This window comes from Chromobacterium aquaticum (assembly GCF_021129195.1).
GTDB classification, from domain to species: Bacteria; Pseudomonadota; Gammaproteobacteria; order Burkholderiales; family Chromobacteriaceae; genus Chromobacterium; species Chromobacterium aquaticum.
Map to the genome: position 1 here is coordinate 1 of NZ_JAJOHW010000152.1, position 14,926 is coordinate 14,926.

Genomic DNA, 14,926 nt, shown 5'->3' on the forward strand with positions numbered 1-14,926 from the left:
CGGCCTATGCGCGCGGCGCCGCCGGCAAGGCCGAGCCGGTGCTGCAACTGGCGCTGCTGCGCGGGCGCTTGCTGCGCGCCGCCATGCTGGTTTATCTGTTTGTGCCCGGCGTGTTCATGGGCGTCAGCCTGGCGGCGATGCTGTATCTGCAGGATGTGCTCCGCCTCGGCGCGGCGCGGACCGGCGCCTTGATGCTGCCCTGGGCGCTGGCTTCCGCGCTGGCCATAGGCCTGACTCGGCGCGGCTTCAATCGCCACGGCCCCAAAGCCCTGTTCTTGCTGGGCATGGCGGCGCAGAGCGCCGGCATCCTGCTGCTGGCCTTGGGTGTTAGCCGCTATGATGCGCTGATGGCCGTTTATGGCTTGATGGGCTTTGGCGGCAGCCTGTGCAGCAGCACCGCGCAAAGCGCGGCCTTCCTGGACGTGGCCGAGACCGAGCTGCGGCAGGCCAGCGCGTTGTGGAATATCAACCGCCAATTCAGTTTTGGCCTGGGCGTGGCCGCGCTCAGCATGCTGCTCAACATCCTGGGCGGCGGCGGGTCCGCGGCTGGAGCCCAAGCCTACCAAGCCTGTTTCTTCATCGCCGCCGGCCTGACCCTGGTGCCGGCCTTATCGGTGCTGCGCATCCACACCCCAACGGTGCTGGCCCTGCTGCGGCCCAGCCCCTCAGAGAGAAACTCATGACTGACAACAAGCCTTATTTCGACGAAGTGATATCCGCGCATATCGCCATCCAGCAATGGTTTTCCGGCCCGGCGGACGCCGCCGTGCTGGAAGAGCTGATGGCGCGCTTCTCGCCGCGCTTCACCATGGTGGTGCCCAGCGGCGCGCAGCTGGACCTGGACGCCGTGCGGCGGCTGTTCGCCAAGGCCGGCGGCGGCAAGCCGGGTTTGGAGATTGTGGTGGATCAGCTGACGCTGCTGGACCAGCACGCCGGCGGCGCGACGGTGGCGTATCGTGAAGCGCAATACCTGGGCGGCCAACCGAGCAATCTGCGGCTGGCCACCGTGGTGTTTGAGCGCGACGCGGCCGGCATGCTGCGCTGGCGGCATTTGCAGGAGACTTTTTGCTCCGCTTGAGCGGAATGTGGCCGAGCAGGGCGCGTCAGCAGGCGCGCGCCTGGCTGTGCTCCGGCCGCCAGATCACGCAAGACACCGGCTGGCCGCGGCGGTGGATGTCGCCGCTCAGCCGCAGGCTGCCATCGCTTTGCCATTTGGCTTTGACGGAGCTTTGCAGCCCGGAAAAGCGGTAATCGCCCAGCGTGAACTCAATGCCGTACACCGAGCCCTCCCAGCCGAGCAGGCTCAGCCGCGGGCTGTAGCTGGCGGTCATATTGTCCACTGGCAGGCCGAAGGCCTCGCCCGCCTGATCCGCTTGCCAGAACAAGGACCAATTGCCCTGGCCATCCCGGCTCAGCACACTGCCGGGCGGCCAGCGCAGCGCGCCTAGTTCGCGCATCCTGCCCAGCCAGCAGCCTTGCAGCCGTGGCCCCTGCGGGGTCGGCTCCAGCGTGGTCGGCATCACCTCGGCGGAAGCGCAGGGCCAGCCTTCTATCTCCTGAGCGCCGTTCAGGCCGGCTTCCAGCACCCGCGAGCCAGGTTCCTGCTTCAGGCTGACGATGCTCAGCGGCCCCAGCGCCAGCGGCGCGCTGCTTTCCGCCTTGACCGGCTGGCGGCTTCCATTGTCTTGCTCGTAAACGATATGGCTGCCCGCGGGGAAGGACACCCCGGCCAACGTCACCGGACTATCGGCGGTTTCTCCGCCGACGGGGTTGAGGCGCTCGATGAAGAAGCCGGCCGCCAGCTGCAAGCCCAGCCACAGCAAAGGCGCCAGCAAGAACAATAAGCTCAGCCCGAAGCGGGCGCGGGGCCTGCGCCGGCGCAGCGCGTAAAACAGCAGGCCGCTCAGCAGCAGCCACACCGCCGCGCCTACCAGCAGCAGATTGATGAGGAACAAGCCCAGCCCGGCCATATCGGCCAGGCAGGTCTGCGGCAGCAGCAACAGGATGGACAGCAGCGACAGCGCGCGCGGATAGGTCATGGCCGGCGGTGAGAGAGGGAAACCGGCATTCTGCACCAAAGCCGCCGGCGCGAGTAGCCGACGCGAAAAAGCCGCCTGACGGCGGCCGGCATCCTTGCGGAGGCGGTTACAAGCGGAAGCGCGCGGTTACGCCCTGCAGATTCTGCGCCAGCGCGTTGAGCTGGCTGGAGGTGGTGGCAAGCTCTTCCACCGTGGCGCTGTTTTCCTCCGCCATCTGCGACACCCGCTCCATGCTCTGCGCCAGGTTCAGGCTGGCGGTGCGCTGCTCGCTCAACGCGCTGGTGATATTGCCGATGGACTGCACGATGGAGTGGGTGCTGCCTTCGATCTCCTGCATGGAATCCGTGGCCTGGCCGGCGCCGTCGGACACCGTGCCCACGCTGGTCAGGCTCTGCTCCATGCTGCCCACCACCCGGTTAGCGCTGCCCTGGATCGAACCTATCATCTGGGTGATTTCCTGGGCGGAACTGGTGGTGCGCTCCGCCAGCTTGCNNCATGGTTGATGCTCACCGTCAGCTCTTCGATGGTGGCGGCGGCCTCGGAAGTGGCCTCGGACTGGCGCTGCGCGCCATGGGCCACCTGCTCGGACATGCTGGCCAGCTCATGGGCGGAGTCCGACACCTCGTTGGCGTTTTTCTGGATATTGGCCACCACCTCGCGCAGGCCCTGGCGCATTTCCTGAATATCCTTGGCCATGGCGATGGCCTCGTCGCGCGCCTCCGGAATCGGCTCATCATGGCCGGACAAATCGCCCTGCTTGATATTACGCACCAACTGCGCGGATTTTTTCAGCGGCACCGTCACCAGATTGGCGATGAACATCGCCACCGCCACCGCCACAAGCAGGGCGATCACCGCCACGGTGATCAACACCGTCACCGCTTCGCTCTGAGCGGTCTTGCTGTCCGCAATCGATTTTTGCATCAAGTCTTCCTGGAAATCCGACATCTCCTTCAGCGACTTGATGAAATTATTATTGGCCGGTGCGAAAGTCTTCATCAGAAAGGTTTTGGCTTCCTCGTTCTTGTTGGCGCGCGCCAAGGCGTACAAGGGTTCAAACTGAGCGCCCAGATTGGAGCTGGCCGTCTTGAGCTTTTCAAACAGCTCCTTCCCCTTGGGCGTGGACAACAGCTTTTCCATCTGGTCCATATTGACGGCGTTGGCGGCGCGCAGATCCTCCACCTTCTTGATATTGGTCTCGGTTTCCTCCGGCGTCTGCACGATGATGGCATTGCGGATATAGCGGCCGATGTCCAGCGTGGTGACGCTGATCTTGTTGGCCAACACGATCTTGGGATAGCGGTCCTCGGTCACATCGCGGATCTTGGCGTCTATGGTGTTCAACTTCATCATCGCCACCGCCACGATGATGGCGATCAACAGAATCAGCAGGCCAAAGCCGGCCAAGAGTTTTTGCTTGACGGTCAACTGGTGCAGCATGGAGCGCTCCCCCGAACGGATTGTGTCTATTGTGCAGCGGCGCGCCTGCCAGAGCGGCGGCCTCTTGCTGAAACATAGTTGCCGGATTGGGCGAGATCAAACCATGCTTAATCAAGCACTTCAATTTTTTGCTACTGGAAGAACGGGAACCCTTGAAGAGGGCGAGAGGACGGCGGCAATATGCCAATAGGATGGCGTTGGCGGAGGTTTCAGGACCACCCCCGCCGTTGGGAAATTAGCGGGTTTTTATCAAGTAAATCGGCTGAACAATGAGGCTGATGAAAGTCAAATGCGCAATGAAATAGAACATCATCGCATGGCAAGATGCCAGGAGTGAATAAAGTATCGAGTTGGTGGCTGCTGCGCGAATGATATGTCTGCCGGACTCAAGATTGGAGCCGTCAAAATAGGTAATGTACACCATGAAGGCGAGCATTCCGCTGATGAGTGTCAGAGAAAGCGAAAATCGTTTCCAATTGGGGGTGTTTGGGTTTTTTATATAAAATTGAAAGTCTTTTTTAAATACATAAATAAAGCCAAGAAAATAGAATGGGGTGCTTAGCCGGATATAGGAAAAAATGACCGCGGCGGTATTGGCGAGCGTTCTGGATTGCATGCCACCCTGGCTGACTAAGCCGATATCAAACAGCCAAGCTCGAGCCGGAGCCAAGAAAGCATCGCCCATGTGTTGGGAAATGATGCCTATAAGCACTATGGGGGCTAAGCTGAAAATAATTAAAGGGTGAAACATGGGAATGCTTTGGGTTTTGCTTTCCAAGTCTTGCATGATTGTCCTGAGGGTTGAACCGTAAGGTTAAAAGAAGGTTTCTCTACAGGAGTGAATGGAGTTTTGCTTAATCGTCATTGTGCTTGCTAGAGTGCGGTGTGGGTGATGATACGGGTGGGTGCTGAAAAAAGGAGGGCAAGCCCTCCTTTTGGTAAAAACCAATATGCAAGCCAGAGCTGAATTTCGTTTTGTCTAAGGCACGCGTGGGTTAAATTTGGCTCTGGTGTTTTTTAAATATAATCCTGAGCGCTCTCACTTGAAAACAACATTATTGATATTGTCCATCCTCTCAGGAGTGAAGTAAGTGGCGGCAGCCACGTAAGCGGCTATAAGGGCGATGGTGCCGGCACCTGAAAGGGCAAGAGCTCCTGCCGCCAGAGAGTAAGCAAATGAGAGTGCGTACGCCGCGGCGGCGCTAGCGGCCATGCTTTCAAACTCCAATAGCAACGGCTTCCAATCACCGGTATCAATGCCGCTTAGAATTTTGTCATGAATGGAATCTATTTGCAATGCCTTGCCGGCGTAGCCAAAGCCTTTGGACATTTTTTGCATTCTATCGCCAATGTCCTTGTAGTCAATGGAACGTACCGCCTTCTTGATGGCGTCGATTTCATGAGGCGCAATTTTCATTTGCGGGTAGTTTTGCATTTTGCCCAGCGTTTTCATCGCTTGATCAAATGGAATTGCGTTTGCATTTTTAATATTGCTACGCAGGATTTTTGATAGGCCGTTGAAGTGCTTTCCAAGCTCTCTGGAAGTAATGTCGCCGGCGGTGGCAATGTACTGCAATGAGGCCTTGAGTTCTTGCGCATCCGGCGATACTTGACCGATTCGAGATTGTGCGGCGTAAAAGGTGTTAAATATTTTCAGATCCCGCTCGGAGAGGTCCATCTGTTTTGAAAACGCCAGTGCGGCAAGGTCATAGCGTTTGTTCTTGCAGTGCGTTGCGATATCGGGGTTGCTCTTCAGGCCCTTTGAAGAGTTGTCCGCATTTAGCGCGTGTAGGCACATTCTTAAGTCGTGCTCAAGTTTGTTGGTGACATTGATGTCTTGAGGAGGCGGTTGTCGCGAGGCACGGTTGGGGGTTGGGTCTATGAGCTGTCTATTGATGGCTAGATCATCCCGGTAGACTTTTGAGATCAAGCCGCGGGTGATTTGATTGCCATTTATTTCGTAGTTTTTTAAAATAAGCTTGGAGAATTGATCAAAGCTGTCGTAATTGTCTTTTGCAATTCTGGGGAAGTTGGGTCCGCTCAAGGCCAATAATTTTCTTTCATCTCGACCTTGATTGAGATGCTTGGCGGCGTTGCTGAATATCACGCACCGTACTTTGCCGCACTCTGGGCAAACGCCTTGATTGTCCTGATAGTCACGGACATAGTCGGCGAAGCATGCCGGAATGGTGTAGCCATATGAAGAGGCAGGGGCGGCAGCTCCGAAATCCACTGAGTCTAAAATCAATATGGGTGGGGTGATCAAATCGTCTTGCATTATTTTCTCTTATCTAAATTGTTGCTTGGAGACTGCTGTCTTGGTTAAGACAGGATGATTTTAAATAAGGCGTTATTAATTGACGATGTGAACTGTTTCAGTTTTGTTTGGAACTGGATTTCAAAGAGTGGCGTTTATCTGTTTTGCTGGATTTGATCTGGACTTGGGTTTTTATGGGAGGAAGCTGGTTGGAATGATTTAGGTGGGTTGGTTTTTGAGAGGCACGGCTTGGAGGTAAGAGCCTGTTTCAGGTCTCGCGTGCAAGAGCAAGACAAGGCGAAGACGAGCGAAAAAGCGGAATGTACCGGTGGAACATGAGCATTTTGAGCTTGAACTCGCCATGCCCGGCTGTACGAAGCGCAGCAAACCTTGAACAGATTCTTAGGCTGCAAGGCTTGATGCTGATGTCACGTCATTTCATCGCATGATTTGACATTGTTTTTTTGTGGTCTATAAAAATGCATAAAGCATTTTTATGCGCCGAATGCACATCAGCCATGCTGCCTGAGCCGCGTGTCTGGCGGCCCTGACTTCAAGCGCCTCATCTATCAACAGGAGAAACTCCATGCGTCAAAGCATCTGCAAACCCCTCGTCCGCCTGTCCGCCGCGCTTGCTCTGCTGATGGCCGCCAGCCTGGCCCACGCCGTTGAGTGCCGCGCCATCCCCAGCGTCAAGAGCAGCGGCGTATCCGCCAGCAACAACGCGGCGGGCGGTCACCTCAACCAGCATATCTACGGCGCGACGCCGCCGGCCGGCACCAGCCAGGTGGGCAAGACCCTGTTCACCAGCGTGGAGGAATACACCGGCTTCTGGAACAACTACGTGGACCCCAAGAAATACACCGGTGTCGCGGTCCAGTGCTCCGGCAACCACGCTCGCCAGAGCGTTACCGTCTACAGCGTGCTGAAGAAAGACAAGATCGGCGGCTACAGCTGCACCGGGGCGGACGCGGCGGGCAGATGTAATGCGCAGACCCGCTCGCAGTTCTCCAGCGTGCAGCTGGATTTTGAAGTGGTGAAAGGCAACTGGATTTTGCTGACCGCCTATCCGGTGAATTGAGTAGTCTGGCTGGGCTAGTCGGCTAATCGCGCCAGCTGGCGGCGGCGATGGCGGGCAAGCCCGTCATCGCCGTTCCCCGTCCAATCGCCGGCGCCACCAGGGCCGCGCCGGCGGCCAGCGCCAGGCCGAACAGCAGCAGGGCGGTGGGCGCGCCCAGGCGGTCCACCAGCAGACCGGTGAAAATCACCGGCAGGCTGAAGCCGATATAAGCCAATAGAAAGAAGCCAGCACTGGCGCGCGGCTTCTCCGCGCCGGCCAGCGCGTTCACCGCGGACAAACCGCCCAGATAAGTGAAGCCGTAGCAAGAGCTGCTCGCGCCCAGCGCGCCCAACAACACCGCCACCAGCGAACCCTGGGTCGCGCCCCAGGCCAGCAGCGCATAGCTGAGCGGCAGCACCAGCAAGCCCAGGCGCACCGCGCGGCCTGGCGGCATCGCGCGGGCCAGCGGCTGGAACAACAGGCCGCAGCTGATCACGGTGAAAGTGGAAAACCCGGACCAACGCGCCAGCCCATGCGCGGCCAGCACCGACGGCAATACCGCGATCACCAGCCCCACCGCCGCCCAGGCCAGCAGAATGGCCAAGCCGAAGGGCAGGCTGCCGGCGGGGAAATAGGGCGGGCGCAGCATGGAGGCGTGACGAGCGCGCGGCGCCGGGTCCGGCAGCCCGGCCACCGCCAGCAGCGCCGCGCCGGCCAGCGCCAGGTGCAGCCAAAAGCTGGCCGGCGTCAGCGTGCTCTGCCACAGCAGGCACACACTGGTCAGCGCCGCGCCCAGGCCAAAGCCCAGCGAGGTGCTGGCCGTCACCCACAGCGTGGCGCGGCGCGTATCCTGCTCCGCCATCAATTCCCCCATATAAGCGGCGCCGGCGGCGGAAGCCAGCGCGGTGCCGGCGCCCAGCAGAAAGCGCGCCACGGCCAAGGCCTCCAGCCGCGGCCACAAGGCCATGACGGCGGTGGCCAGCATCGCCAGCGTCAGCGCCGCCAGGATCAAGGGCTTGCGTCCCAGCCGGTCCGGCAGGCCGCCCAGCGCCAGCAGCACCGGCAACACCCCCAGCACATAGGCGGAAAACGCGGTGGCGGTAGCCGCCGCGCCCTGGCCGGCCAGCTGCGCGTAAGCGGTGTACAGCGGCGCTTGCAGATTCACCGCGCATGTGATCAGACACAGGCCGAAGGCCAGCCGGGCAGGGTGGCGTGTGTTCATGCCGCCTCCGGGAATAAAAGAGACACGGCGGGACAAACAGTGTGGGCGAACAGTGGGACGGTCATAAGGTGAGGCCTGGCTAGGATAAAGGGTGCGGCGGGCCGCGCGACACGCCACTATCCGGCCCACCCATGACGGCAACAAGTGACAGCGGCGGCCATTTGCGCTTAACTGTTTGCTCGTTATCAGCAAACAGTGAGCCCGCCATGCGGCTAGAACTCGACCGCGCCAGCCGGCAGCCGCTGGCGCAGCAAATCGCCGATCAACTGCGCGCCTGGATACGGCGCAGCCGCGTCCGCCCCGGTGCCCGGCTGCCCTCCATCCGTCAACTGGCCAAGGAGCAGCAACTCAGCCAGTCCTGCGTGATCGACGCCTACGACCGGCTGGTGGCGCTGGGCCTGCTGGAATCGCGCCACGGCGCCGGCTTCTTCGTGGCCGCGCCGCCGGGCCACGAGGAAAGCGAATGGCGGGAAACCATGGAACCGGCCTGGGGCCAGTTCAGCGACAGCGGCGAGCAGTTGAAACTGGGCTGCGGCTGGGTGCCGGACAGCTGGCGGGACCAGGAAGAACTGGGCTACGCCATCCGCCACATCACCCGCTGTCAGCCGGCGGACCTGTTCGACTACAGCACTCCGCTGGGCCTGCCGGCCTTGCGCCGGCAACTGCAACAGCGGCTGCGCCAGATCGACATCCATGTGGAGCAGGAGCAAATCCTCACCACCAACGGCGGCAGCCACGCGCTGGACCTGCTGGCGCGCGCGCTGCTCAAGCCCGGCGACACCGTGCTGGTGGAAAGCCCCGGCTACTACAATCTGTTCAACCTGCTGAAATTCCACGGCATAGACATGCTGGCGGTGCCGCGCGCCGGCAACGGGCCAGACCTGACTGCGCTGGAAGCCATCCTGGCCCGGCAGCGGCCCAAATGCCTGTTCATCAACAGCCTGTTCCACAACCCCACCGGCACCTGTCTGACGCCGGCGGTGGCGCACCGCCTGCTGCAACTGGCCGAGGCCCACGATTTCCTGATTGTGGAAGACGACATCTACGCGGATTTCCAGAACCACCCCGGCGTGCGGCTGGCGGCGCTGGATTCGCTGCGGCGGGTGATCTATGTGTCCAGCTTCTCCAAAACCCTCAGTTGCTCGCTGCGCGTCGGCTATGTGCTGGCCCAGCCGGAGCTGGTCCGCCAACTGGCCAATATCAAGATGTACACCGGCATCGGCACCCAGCGCTTTGCGGAATGCGTGGTGGCCCAGCTCTTGTCCAGCGGCGCTTACCGCAAGCTGACGCAAAGGCTGCGGCTGCGGCTGAACCGGCAAATGGCCGCCACGCTGCAAACGCTGGAAGCCAACGGCTGGCAAGTGTTCGCCGAGCCGCAGGGCGGCATGTTCGTCTGGGCGCGCACCGGCCGCCACAGCTTCGAGGACATGCAGGCAGAAGCCGCCAAGCGCGGAATCCTGCTGTCGCCGGGCAGCGGCTTCATGCCCGGCGGCGAGGACAATGACTGGCTGCGGATCAATGTCGCTTATGCCGGCGATGCACGGGCGCTGGGGTTTTTTGAGGGGCTGGGAAGTTTATAGCCTGAATGATGATTTGGAGGGAGGGTTCTGCTTCTCGGCCTTAGCAGTCTTTCATCGATCCAAATGGCAATGACTGCTTTATACAAAATTCCGGACTCATTCCGAGCTCTTAATAGGTGTCTTGGGCATCCCCAGCGAGACTGACCTGGGGCATGCAAGGGTCAGTCGCGCCTTCAACGCCTGACATCGTGGCGAAATATGCCGATGGTGTTGTTCGCCAAAGCCAGAGTTATAATGCTGACAAATGGCGCTATAGAAAAATCTTGGGGAGAGAGATGGGCAATGCTTGCATCGTGTGCTGCCTGGCTGCGGGCTCGGGCGAGCGTGTCTTTATCGGCGGCGCTCGGTGGGCGGAGAATCAACAAGAAAATCTACTGCGCCAAGCATGATAGCGGTTATTCCAGCTTGGTCACGGAATTGGCCAGCCAAGCGGGTCTCTTCAATGCCATGTTGGGCGTAGTCCACGACCACTCCAAGGATGTCAAAGAAAATACCGCGTATCATGCTGAGTTACACACACAGACAAACCAAATCTACGCCTACACAGGTGTATTTTTTTCACGTTAGGGCGTATGACTAGATACCGCTCACAGCGCATAGCTTATCTCATTGCCTTGGCAACGTTTCTCGTTGCCGTAGGTCTCGCTGTATGGTTCAGGTCGGCAAATCCTTACGGGGTTTGGCTCTACACGCCGAAAAATTGGTGTAGTTGGCATCCCACAAACTCTTTTACTCTGGCTTATGGCGTGATGACATCGCTAGCCACTGTCATTCTTGGGTTGCTCACATTCGTTTTCTGGGCCGCATCGCGCCTTTCAAGGTCGCCAGCCGCAGCAGCAGCCTTACGAGCGAAAGCCTCTGTCGCAGTTTGGTCCGTGTTATTTGCCGCAGTTCTTAGCATGGTTACACCTATTACCGAGGCCTGGCTCCCAAATGCCCAGGACCCAAGGTGTGCGGCCCATGTGCCTTAACAGTACGGTCAAGGCCGCTATGGCCTCCGTTTGATGCGCCACAATCGGCGAGCGCCTTACTGGCCTGTCCCGCTCGTCTGTGTGTCTACGAGGCGTCATAAGAGCCTGTTCCTGATTTTTTTTGGTTAATTCATTGCCCAGTGGATTGAATCCGCTGCGCGGATGNNACGGCAGGCTTGAAGGGACCTAGGGCGCATCGGATACGCGGTTTCCTGTGTAGCTATGCAAGGTTTCAAAGCACTAAAACTCTCAGATCGATCAAGGAGACTATCGATGCCGACTGAAAAAGAACTGACCGCTTGGGACGCCCAGCGCGATCTGGGAGCGGAACTGCTGGAGTCCGTGCGCCAGATGAAGGCGGACCAGGCTGCCCGGCGCACTCAGGTTATGCCCACGCTGGCCGCACAAGCACGTTCGCAGATAGGCATGTCCCAGACGGAGTTTGCGGAGTTGCTGGATGTCAGTAAGCGCACGCTGCAGGAGTGGGAACAAGGCCGGCGCATGCCCACCGGTGCGGCGCAGACCTTGCTGCGGGTGGCGGTGCAGCATCCGGAAGTGCTGCGNNGAGAGGCTGTTCTGTTTATGGTGTTGTGGCCGGCGCGAGCGAGGAGGGGGCATGGTCCCGAGTATGGCATCGAGGACTTGGCTCTATTTCCTGGGAGCGCTTTGGCCAGGGCAGCTACCGTCTTCGGAGGCCATCATGACACCATTTGCCGTTGAGCAAAACGTACCACCTAGCGTCAAACCATTGGCAAATCCGCTTGGGTGCCAGTAGGTGCTTACAACTTCCAATGGGCTTGAGCGTGGGAAAGGTTTGGGGGCTTGCTTCACCTTGTACTTCCCTGGAACCGTTTCGCCATAAATCAAACATTCAGCTGACTTGACCTTGTACAGCTCCGCTTCGTTTCGTGAGGAGGCATCCACTTGCCAAATCGCTTGCGCGCCATCCGCCGTTGTCGTGTAAACCGTGATGGAAGTCAAAACCACTCCCTTGGCAGGGATGGCAATGGACTTGTTTGCCGATCGGTAGCTGTCCACCGAGAAGCAGGTTTTTCCCGAGCCGGCATTCCTGGCAGTGATAACGCCCTGGTAAAGCGAAGAAGCCGTGGCAGTAAGGGTAAGGGTACAAAGAGCCATGCCGCTAAGGAGCGAGCAGAAGGAGTTGGCACGCATGTTTGGGACCTTTAAAGAAAATCGCCAAAATCTTTGTTGTATGACAGTTTGAAGCCTGTGTTGCTCTGCGTATGGCCTCAAGTAGTCAAACCTGTAAATTGCTGTAAGTGGGCAGGGTGTGCTGCCTAGCCTGTCTGTATCATGATGGCATCATCGCGTGTGGTTGGACAGAATACTACTTCTCTAGTGAAGCGACGGATGCCAAAAAATGATCCGGCAAATTCTTCTTGTTTCTCTTGTTAGCATTTTTTCCGGCTGCTCTGATCCGGTGGTGGTGGCCAGCGCAAGCCGTGACACCCACGCTTATGCTGCGGTATACGATGAAAGCGACAAACCGGCCTTCACGACTCAAGCCGGTACATCCTGCCGAGTTGGCAAGACCTCATTCGGCAAAGTTGATGCGTATACGGAGGTGGTGTGTGGAAATAAAAAGGGGTGGGTGTTGGAGGCTGAGAACTTGAAGCCCTCGACGTTAGTTGGCGGCTAGGTCGACAATGTCTTCTTGTTTCGCTTTGAGAAAGCACTTCGAATAGGGGGCGCTGCTACCTTCTTAGCCTAAGCGGGCAATTATGCTGCTGACCGCGATCGGCCAGTTCCTGTCGTTCATGGGCGCAGCAAAGAGGAAAGATGAATGACCGCCGTAATTCAGCTTGCAGACATTTAAGTTTGACGAGAGGGGCCGCCGTAGCGGAGAAGGGAGCCCACAAGTGTAGTTTATGGATGGCCTCTGTCGGCGGAATAGTTAGGTGTTTGATCTATCACTCTTCTACCCATATCTCAATAACAATATCGGAGTGCGTTCCGCGAGAGGTAGATGGGCTCTTCAAAGGGTCTCGGACGAGTACAATCTTTACGCGCTTTCCAACGATATACTTTTTGACACCTTTCTTTGTGTCAGCCGCGGTGTCGTACGTGTAGTGATCACCATTATCTAGGTGCGCATTAAATACTGGTGATTCGTTATGCATCCCCACGCGGCCTAGCAAGGTTATGACTCCCTCTAGTTCTGTTTTCTGAAGTCTGCCGGCCTCAATGCTTTGCCACCATTCATCAGATCCAAAAAGGCCAAAGGTTCCTTTAAGGCCAAACGGGCGTGAAAGATCGAGAGTGAGTGCTTGAGCAGTCGCAACCTGTCCGGAGTCTGAGGCAAGTTCATTCTTTAGTGAGTAGACGAGTGGCATGTGCCTGATAATACTTAGTGTAGAGCTAATTGGCTCTGTGAGTCTTTATCGCACAGAGTCCTGCGACCGAAGGGGGGGATTGAACGTCGGGTTATGTATTGGTTTTTTTTTGAAGACGATAACCTGATGTGCTTCAAGATTGTCACTTTCACCCAGGAGATGTTTCCTGACTTTATGAATGATTGACCGTAGGTCATCCGAGCCTAGTTCGTGGGCTAGGGTGTCTGACAGGTCACGAGCTAACTGCGGGGGTAGCCAAAGAAAGGCTTGGAACGACAGTTGATTTAGGCGGTGGTAGTCAAGTTCTTTAGTGTCTTTTATCCACTCTGCCATTAGATCAGCTACCAACTCAGCCCTGCGGCGTACTTCAAGATCATTTTCAAACCTTGATAACTTTTTGTCATATTCGTGCTGGATTGAAAACTCGATACGTTTCTCGATCCAAGTTTTTGTAAGGAGCGCTAGAATACCAATTAAAGTTGTGGTTGTAATTGCACCTGAGATAAATGAGACGAAGTCCATGGTGATCCTAAAATATATAACAGTATTTATACGGGTATGCAGGCCCGTATGTCAATTGATATTGCTGACACCGATTGTTGAACACAAACGTCATGCCTTTCAAGTTTTTTTGTTATAAGCCTGCCCGTATAGTACTCCCCCCGCCAAAAAAAATCTATCTGCACTCATAGCCTTATTCACTTTTTCTCTGTTACCCTACGATTTTTACCCATTAAAGAGCGACATTCAAGGGGTAAAGCCATTGCTAATCACTTCAGGTTACTCGATTAGGCTTCGATTGTCTGATGATGCTGGCAGTATGGCCAAAATGTTGTAGCCGCCTACTGCTAGTGGATCAGATAGTTTATTTTGTTTCACAGCAAACGCTATCCTATTGAGATTAGGCTCACTGAAATTGAAAGGCTACTCAGCTATCTCTCTGTCCTGCACCAAGTTTCCGCCTCGGCCCGATGTCAATTCGGAATGTTATAATTTTTCTTTAGGAAAATGTAGGCTTACGCTGATTGGCTGTTATGAGTTGATGGGGGATTTAAATGTGATTTTCACTTTTTCTCACTTGTAATCTTTCTATTGAAGCGCTTAAGTAAGTGTTTGTCGTTAGCCCATGAGTGAGCACGACGAATCTCTACATTGTCAAAACTTTTGGCTCTGACAAATCCATTGCCGTAAATGCCAAAGCTTTTGCCAATCTGTTGCTCTTCAATCTCGCGTAGTAGGATTCTAACTTTCTCTAAATGCTCTAGATACTTAGTTGATACTTCTACCATGTCTCGGGTGTTGATTGGGGAAATTATATATCGATGAACAACCCGATTTCTGAGATTGTATAATTGGCTAAGCTCATTATGTAGGGTTTGATTTATTATGCCCAATTCTAACGCGTGATTGAAAACTGATCGCTCCAGAATTCCTTTTTCATTTTCGTCTTGAAAGAGATATTTTATCTCAATATCGTTGCTGCAGGATTGTAATTGCTTTTTGATGACAATGCCTAGTCTAAGGAATGCGTCAATTTGATTGGCGCAAACTATAATCAATTCAATGTATGAGTTTGAATTAATTGCAGAGTAAAGTAAGTCATAGGAGGCCACTAATGAAGCAAGGAAACGATCGTACTTATCAAGGTTTGCAGCAATGATTCTTTCTTGCAATGGAACAATAACTATTGAATCGAGGACCGAATGGGTAATTTTCAATTGATCCAAAATTCTACTGTCGTTACGTAAATTTATATTGTATATATACTTTGCTGTTAGTGCTTGGTCGTCTCTTGCACAGATAAAAATATGAGTTTCATTTTTTTCTGAACAATCTATTGAATGTCTCCATTTTTTTGAGCTTAGTTCTTCTTGAGTTATTTTTTTAAATTCGAGAGGGGCGTCCGATAATGGGTAGCAACTTAATTGAAAGCGCCCGATAGGGTTTTCATATGGTTCGAAAATATATGGTGGCTTTTCCTTAGTGTTTTTGATGGCAATATT

14 protein-coding genes are annotated in these 14,926 nt (G+C 56.0%); 6 read left to right on the forward strand and 8 right to left on the reverse strand.

Annotated elements, in window-relative coordinates; all coding sequences use genetic code 11:
- Together LQT98_RS20695 and LQT98_RS20700 are read left to right on the forward strand one after the other, a co-directional pair.
- Positions 1 to 683: MFS transporter (locus LQT98_RS20695; RefSeq protein ID WP_231464837.1), on the forward strand; the 683-nt coding region annotated here is incomplete at its 5' end.
- Entirely contained in the window at positions 680 to 1,078 is a 399-nt protein-coding gene (locus LQT98_RS20700; RefSeq protein ID WP_231464839.1) for a hypothetical protein, read from the forward strand. The genes LQT98_RS20695 and LQT98_RS20700, both read left to right, overlap by 4 nt.
- Positions 1,079 to 1,103: 25 nt before the next feature.
- Here the strand turns inward: LQT98_RS20700 and LQT98_RS20705 are convergent, their stop codons facing one another.
- The 5 genes from LQT98_RS20705 to LQT98_RS20725 form a co-directional block, all read right to left on the reverse strand.
- A complete protein-coding gene (locus tag LQT98_RS20705; protein WP_231464841.1) occupies positions 1,104 to 2,039 on the reverse strand; it encodes a hypothetical protein in 936 nt (311 codons plus the stop codon).
- Positions 2,040 to 2,145: 106 nt separating this feature from the next.
- Positions 2,146 to 2,484, reverse strand: a complete 339-nt coding sequence (locus tag LQT98_RS20710) for a methyl-accepting chemotaxis protein (RefSeq protein WP_231464843.1) — start codon at positions 2,482 to 2,484, stop codon at positions 2,146 to 2,148.
- On the reverse strand, positions 2,481 to 3,479 hold the full coding sequence (locus LQT98_RS20715; RefSeq protein ID WP_231464845.1) for an MCP four helix bundle domain-containing protein: 999 nt from the start codon (positions 3,477 to 3,479) through the stop codon (positions 2,481 to 2,483). The genes LQT98_RS20710 and LQT98_RS20715 overlap by 4 nt, the downstream gene beginning before the upstream one ends.
- Positions 3,480 to 3,714: 235 nt before the next feature.
- Complete coding sequence (locus LQT98_RS20720) at positions 3,715 to 4,266, reverse strand: hypothetical protein (protein WP_231464847.1); 552 nt, start codon at positions 4,264 to 4,266, stop codon at positions 3,715 to 3,717.
- A gap of 252 nt (positions 4,267 to 4,518) precedes the next feature.
- Positions 4,519 to 5,757 (reverse strand): colicin-like pore-forming protein, encoded by a 1,239-nt coding sequence (locus LQT98_RS20725; RefSeq protein WP_231464849.1) that lies wholly within the window; start codon positions 5,755 to 5,757, stop codon positions 4,519 to 4,521.
- Between the two features lie 565 nt (positions 5,758 to 6,322).
- Between LQT98_RS20725 and LQT98_RS20730 the strand changes: the two genes are divergently transcribed.
- Positions 6,323 to 6,817 (forward strand): hypothetical protein, encoded by a 495-nt coding sequence (locus tag LQT98_RS20730; RefSeq protein ID WP_231464851.1) that lies wholly within the window; start codon positions 6,323 to 6,325, stop codon positions 6,815 to 6,817.
- Positions 6,818 to 6,839: 22 nt separating this feature from the next.
- On the opposite strand, the gene LQT98_RS20735 is transcribed toward LQT98_RS20730, so the two are convergent.
- Complete coding sequence (locus tag LQT98_RS20735; RefSeq protein WP_231464852.1) at positions 6,840 to 8,018, reverse strand: MFS transporter; 1,179 nt, start codon at positions 8,016 to 8,018, stop codon at positions 6,840 to 6,842.
- Positions 8,019 to 8,224: 206 nt separating this feature from the next.
- On the opposite strand from LQT98_RS20735, the gene LQT98_RS20740 reads away from it, so the two are divergent.
- The 3 genes from LQT98_RS20740 (at position 8,225) to LQT98_RS20750 (ending at position 12,229) form a co-directional block, all read left to right on the forward strand.
- Positions 8,225 to 9,598, forward strand: a complete 1,374-nt coding sequence (locus tag LQT98_RS20740) for an aminotransferase-like domain-containing protein (RefSeq protein WP_231464854.1) — start codon at positions 8,225 to 8,227, stop codon at positions 9,596 to 9,598.
- 1,358 nt (positions 9,599 to 10,956) lie between these two features.
- Positions 10,957 to 11,289 (forward strand): helix-turn-helix domain-containing protein, encoded by a 333-nt coding sequence (locus tag LQT98_RS20745; protein ID WP_456237136.1) that lies wholly within the window; start codon positions 10,957 to 10,959, stop codon positions 11,287 to 11,289.
- A gap of 661 nt (positions 11,290 to 11,950) precedes the next feature.
- Entirely contained in the window at positions 11,951 to 12,229 is a 279-nt protein-coding gene (locus LQT98_RS20750; protein WP_231464858.1) for a hypothetical protein, read from the forward strand.
- 739 nt (positions 12,230 to 12,968) lie between these two features.
- Here the strand turns inward: LQT98_RS20750 and LQT98_RS20755 are convergent.
- Both LQT98_RS20755 and LQT98_RS20760 read right to left on the reverse strand, forming a co-directional pair.
- A complete protein-coding gene (locus LQT98_RS20755) occupies positions 12,969 to 13,445 on the reverse strand; it encodes a hypothetical protein (protein WP_231464861.1) in 477 nt (158 codons plus the stop codon).
- Positions 13,446 to 13,987: 542 nt separating this feature from the next.
- On the reverse strand, positions 13,988 to 14,926 hold a 939-nt coding region (locus tag LQT98_RS20760), incomplete at its 5' end, for a hypothetical protein (protein WP_231464862.1).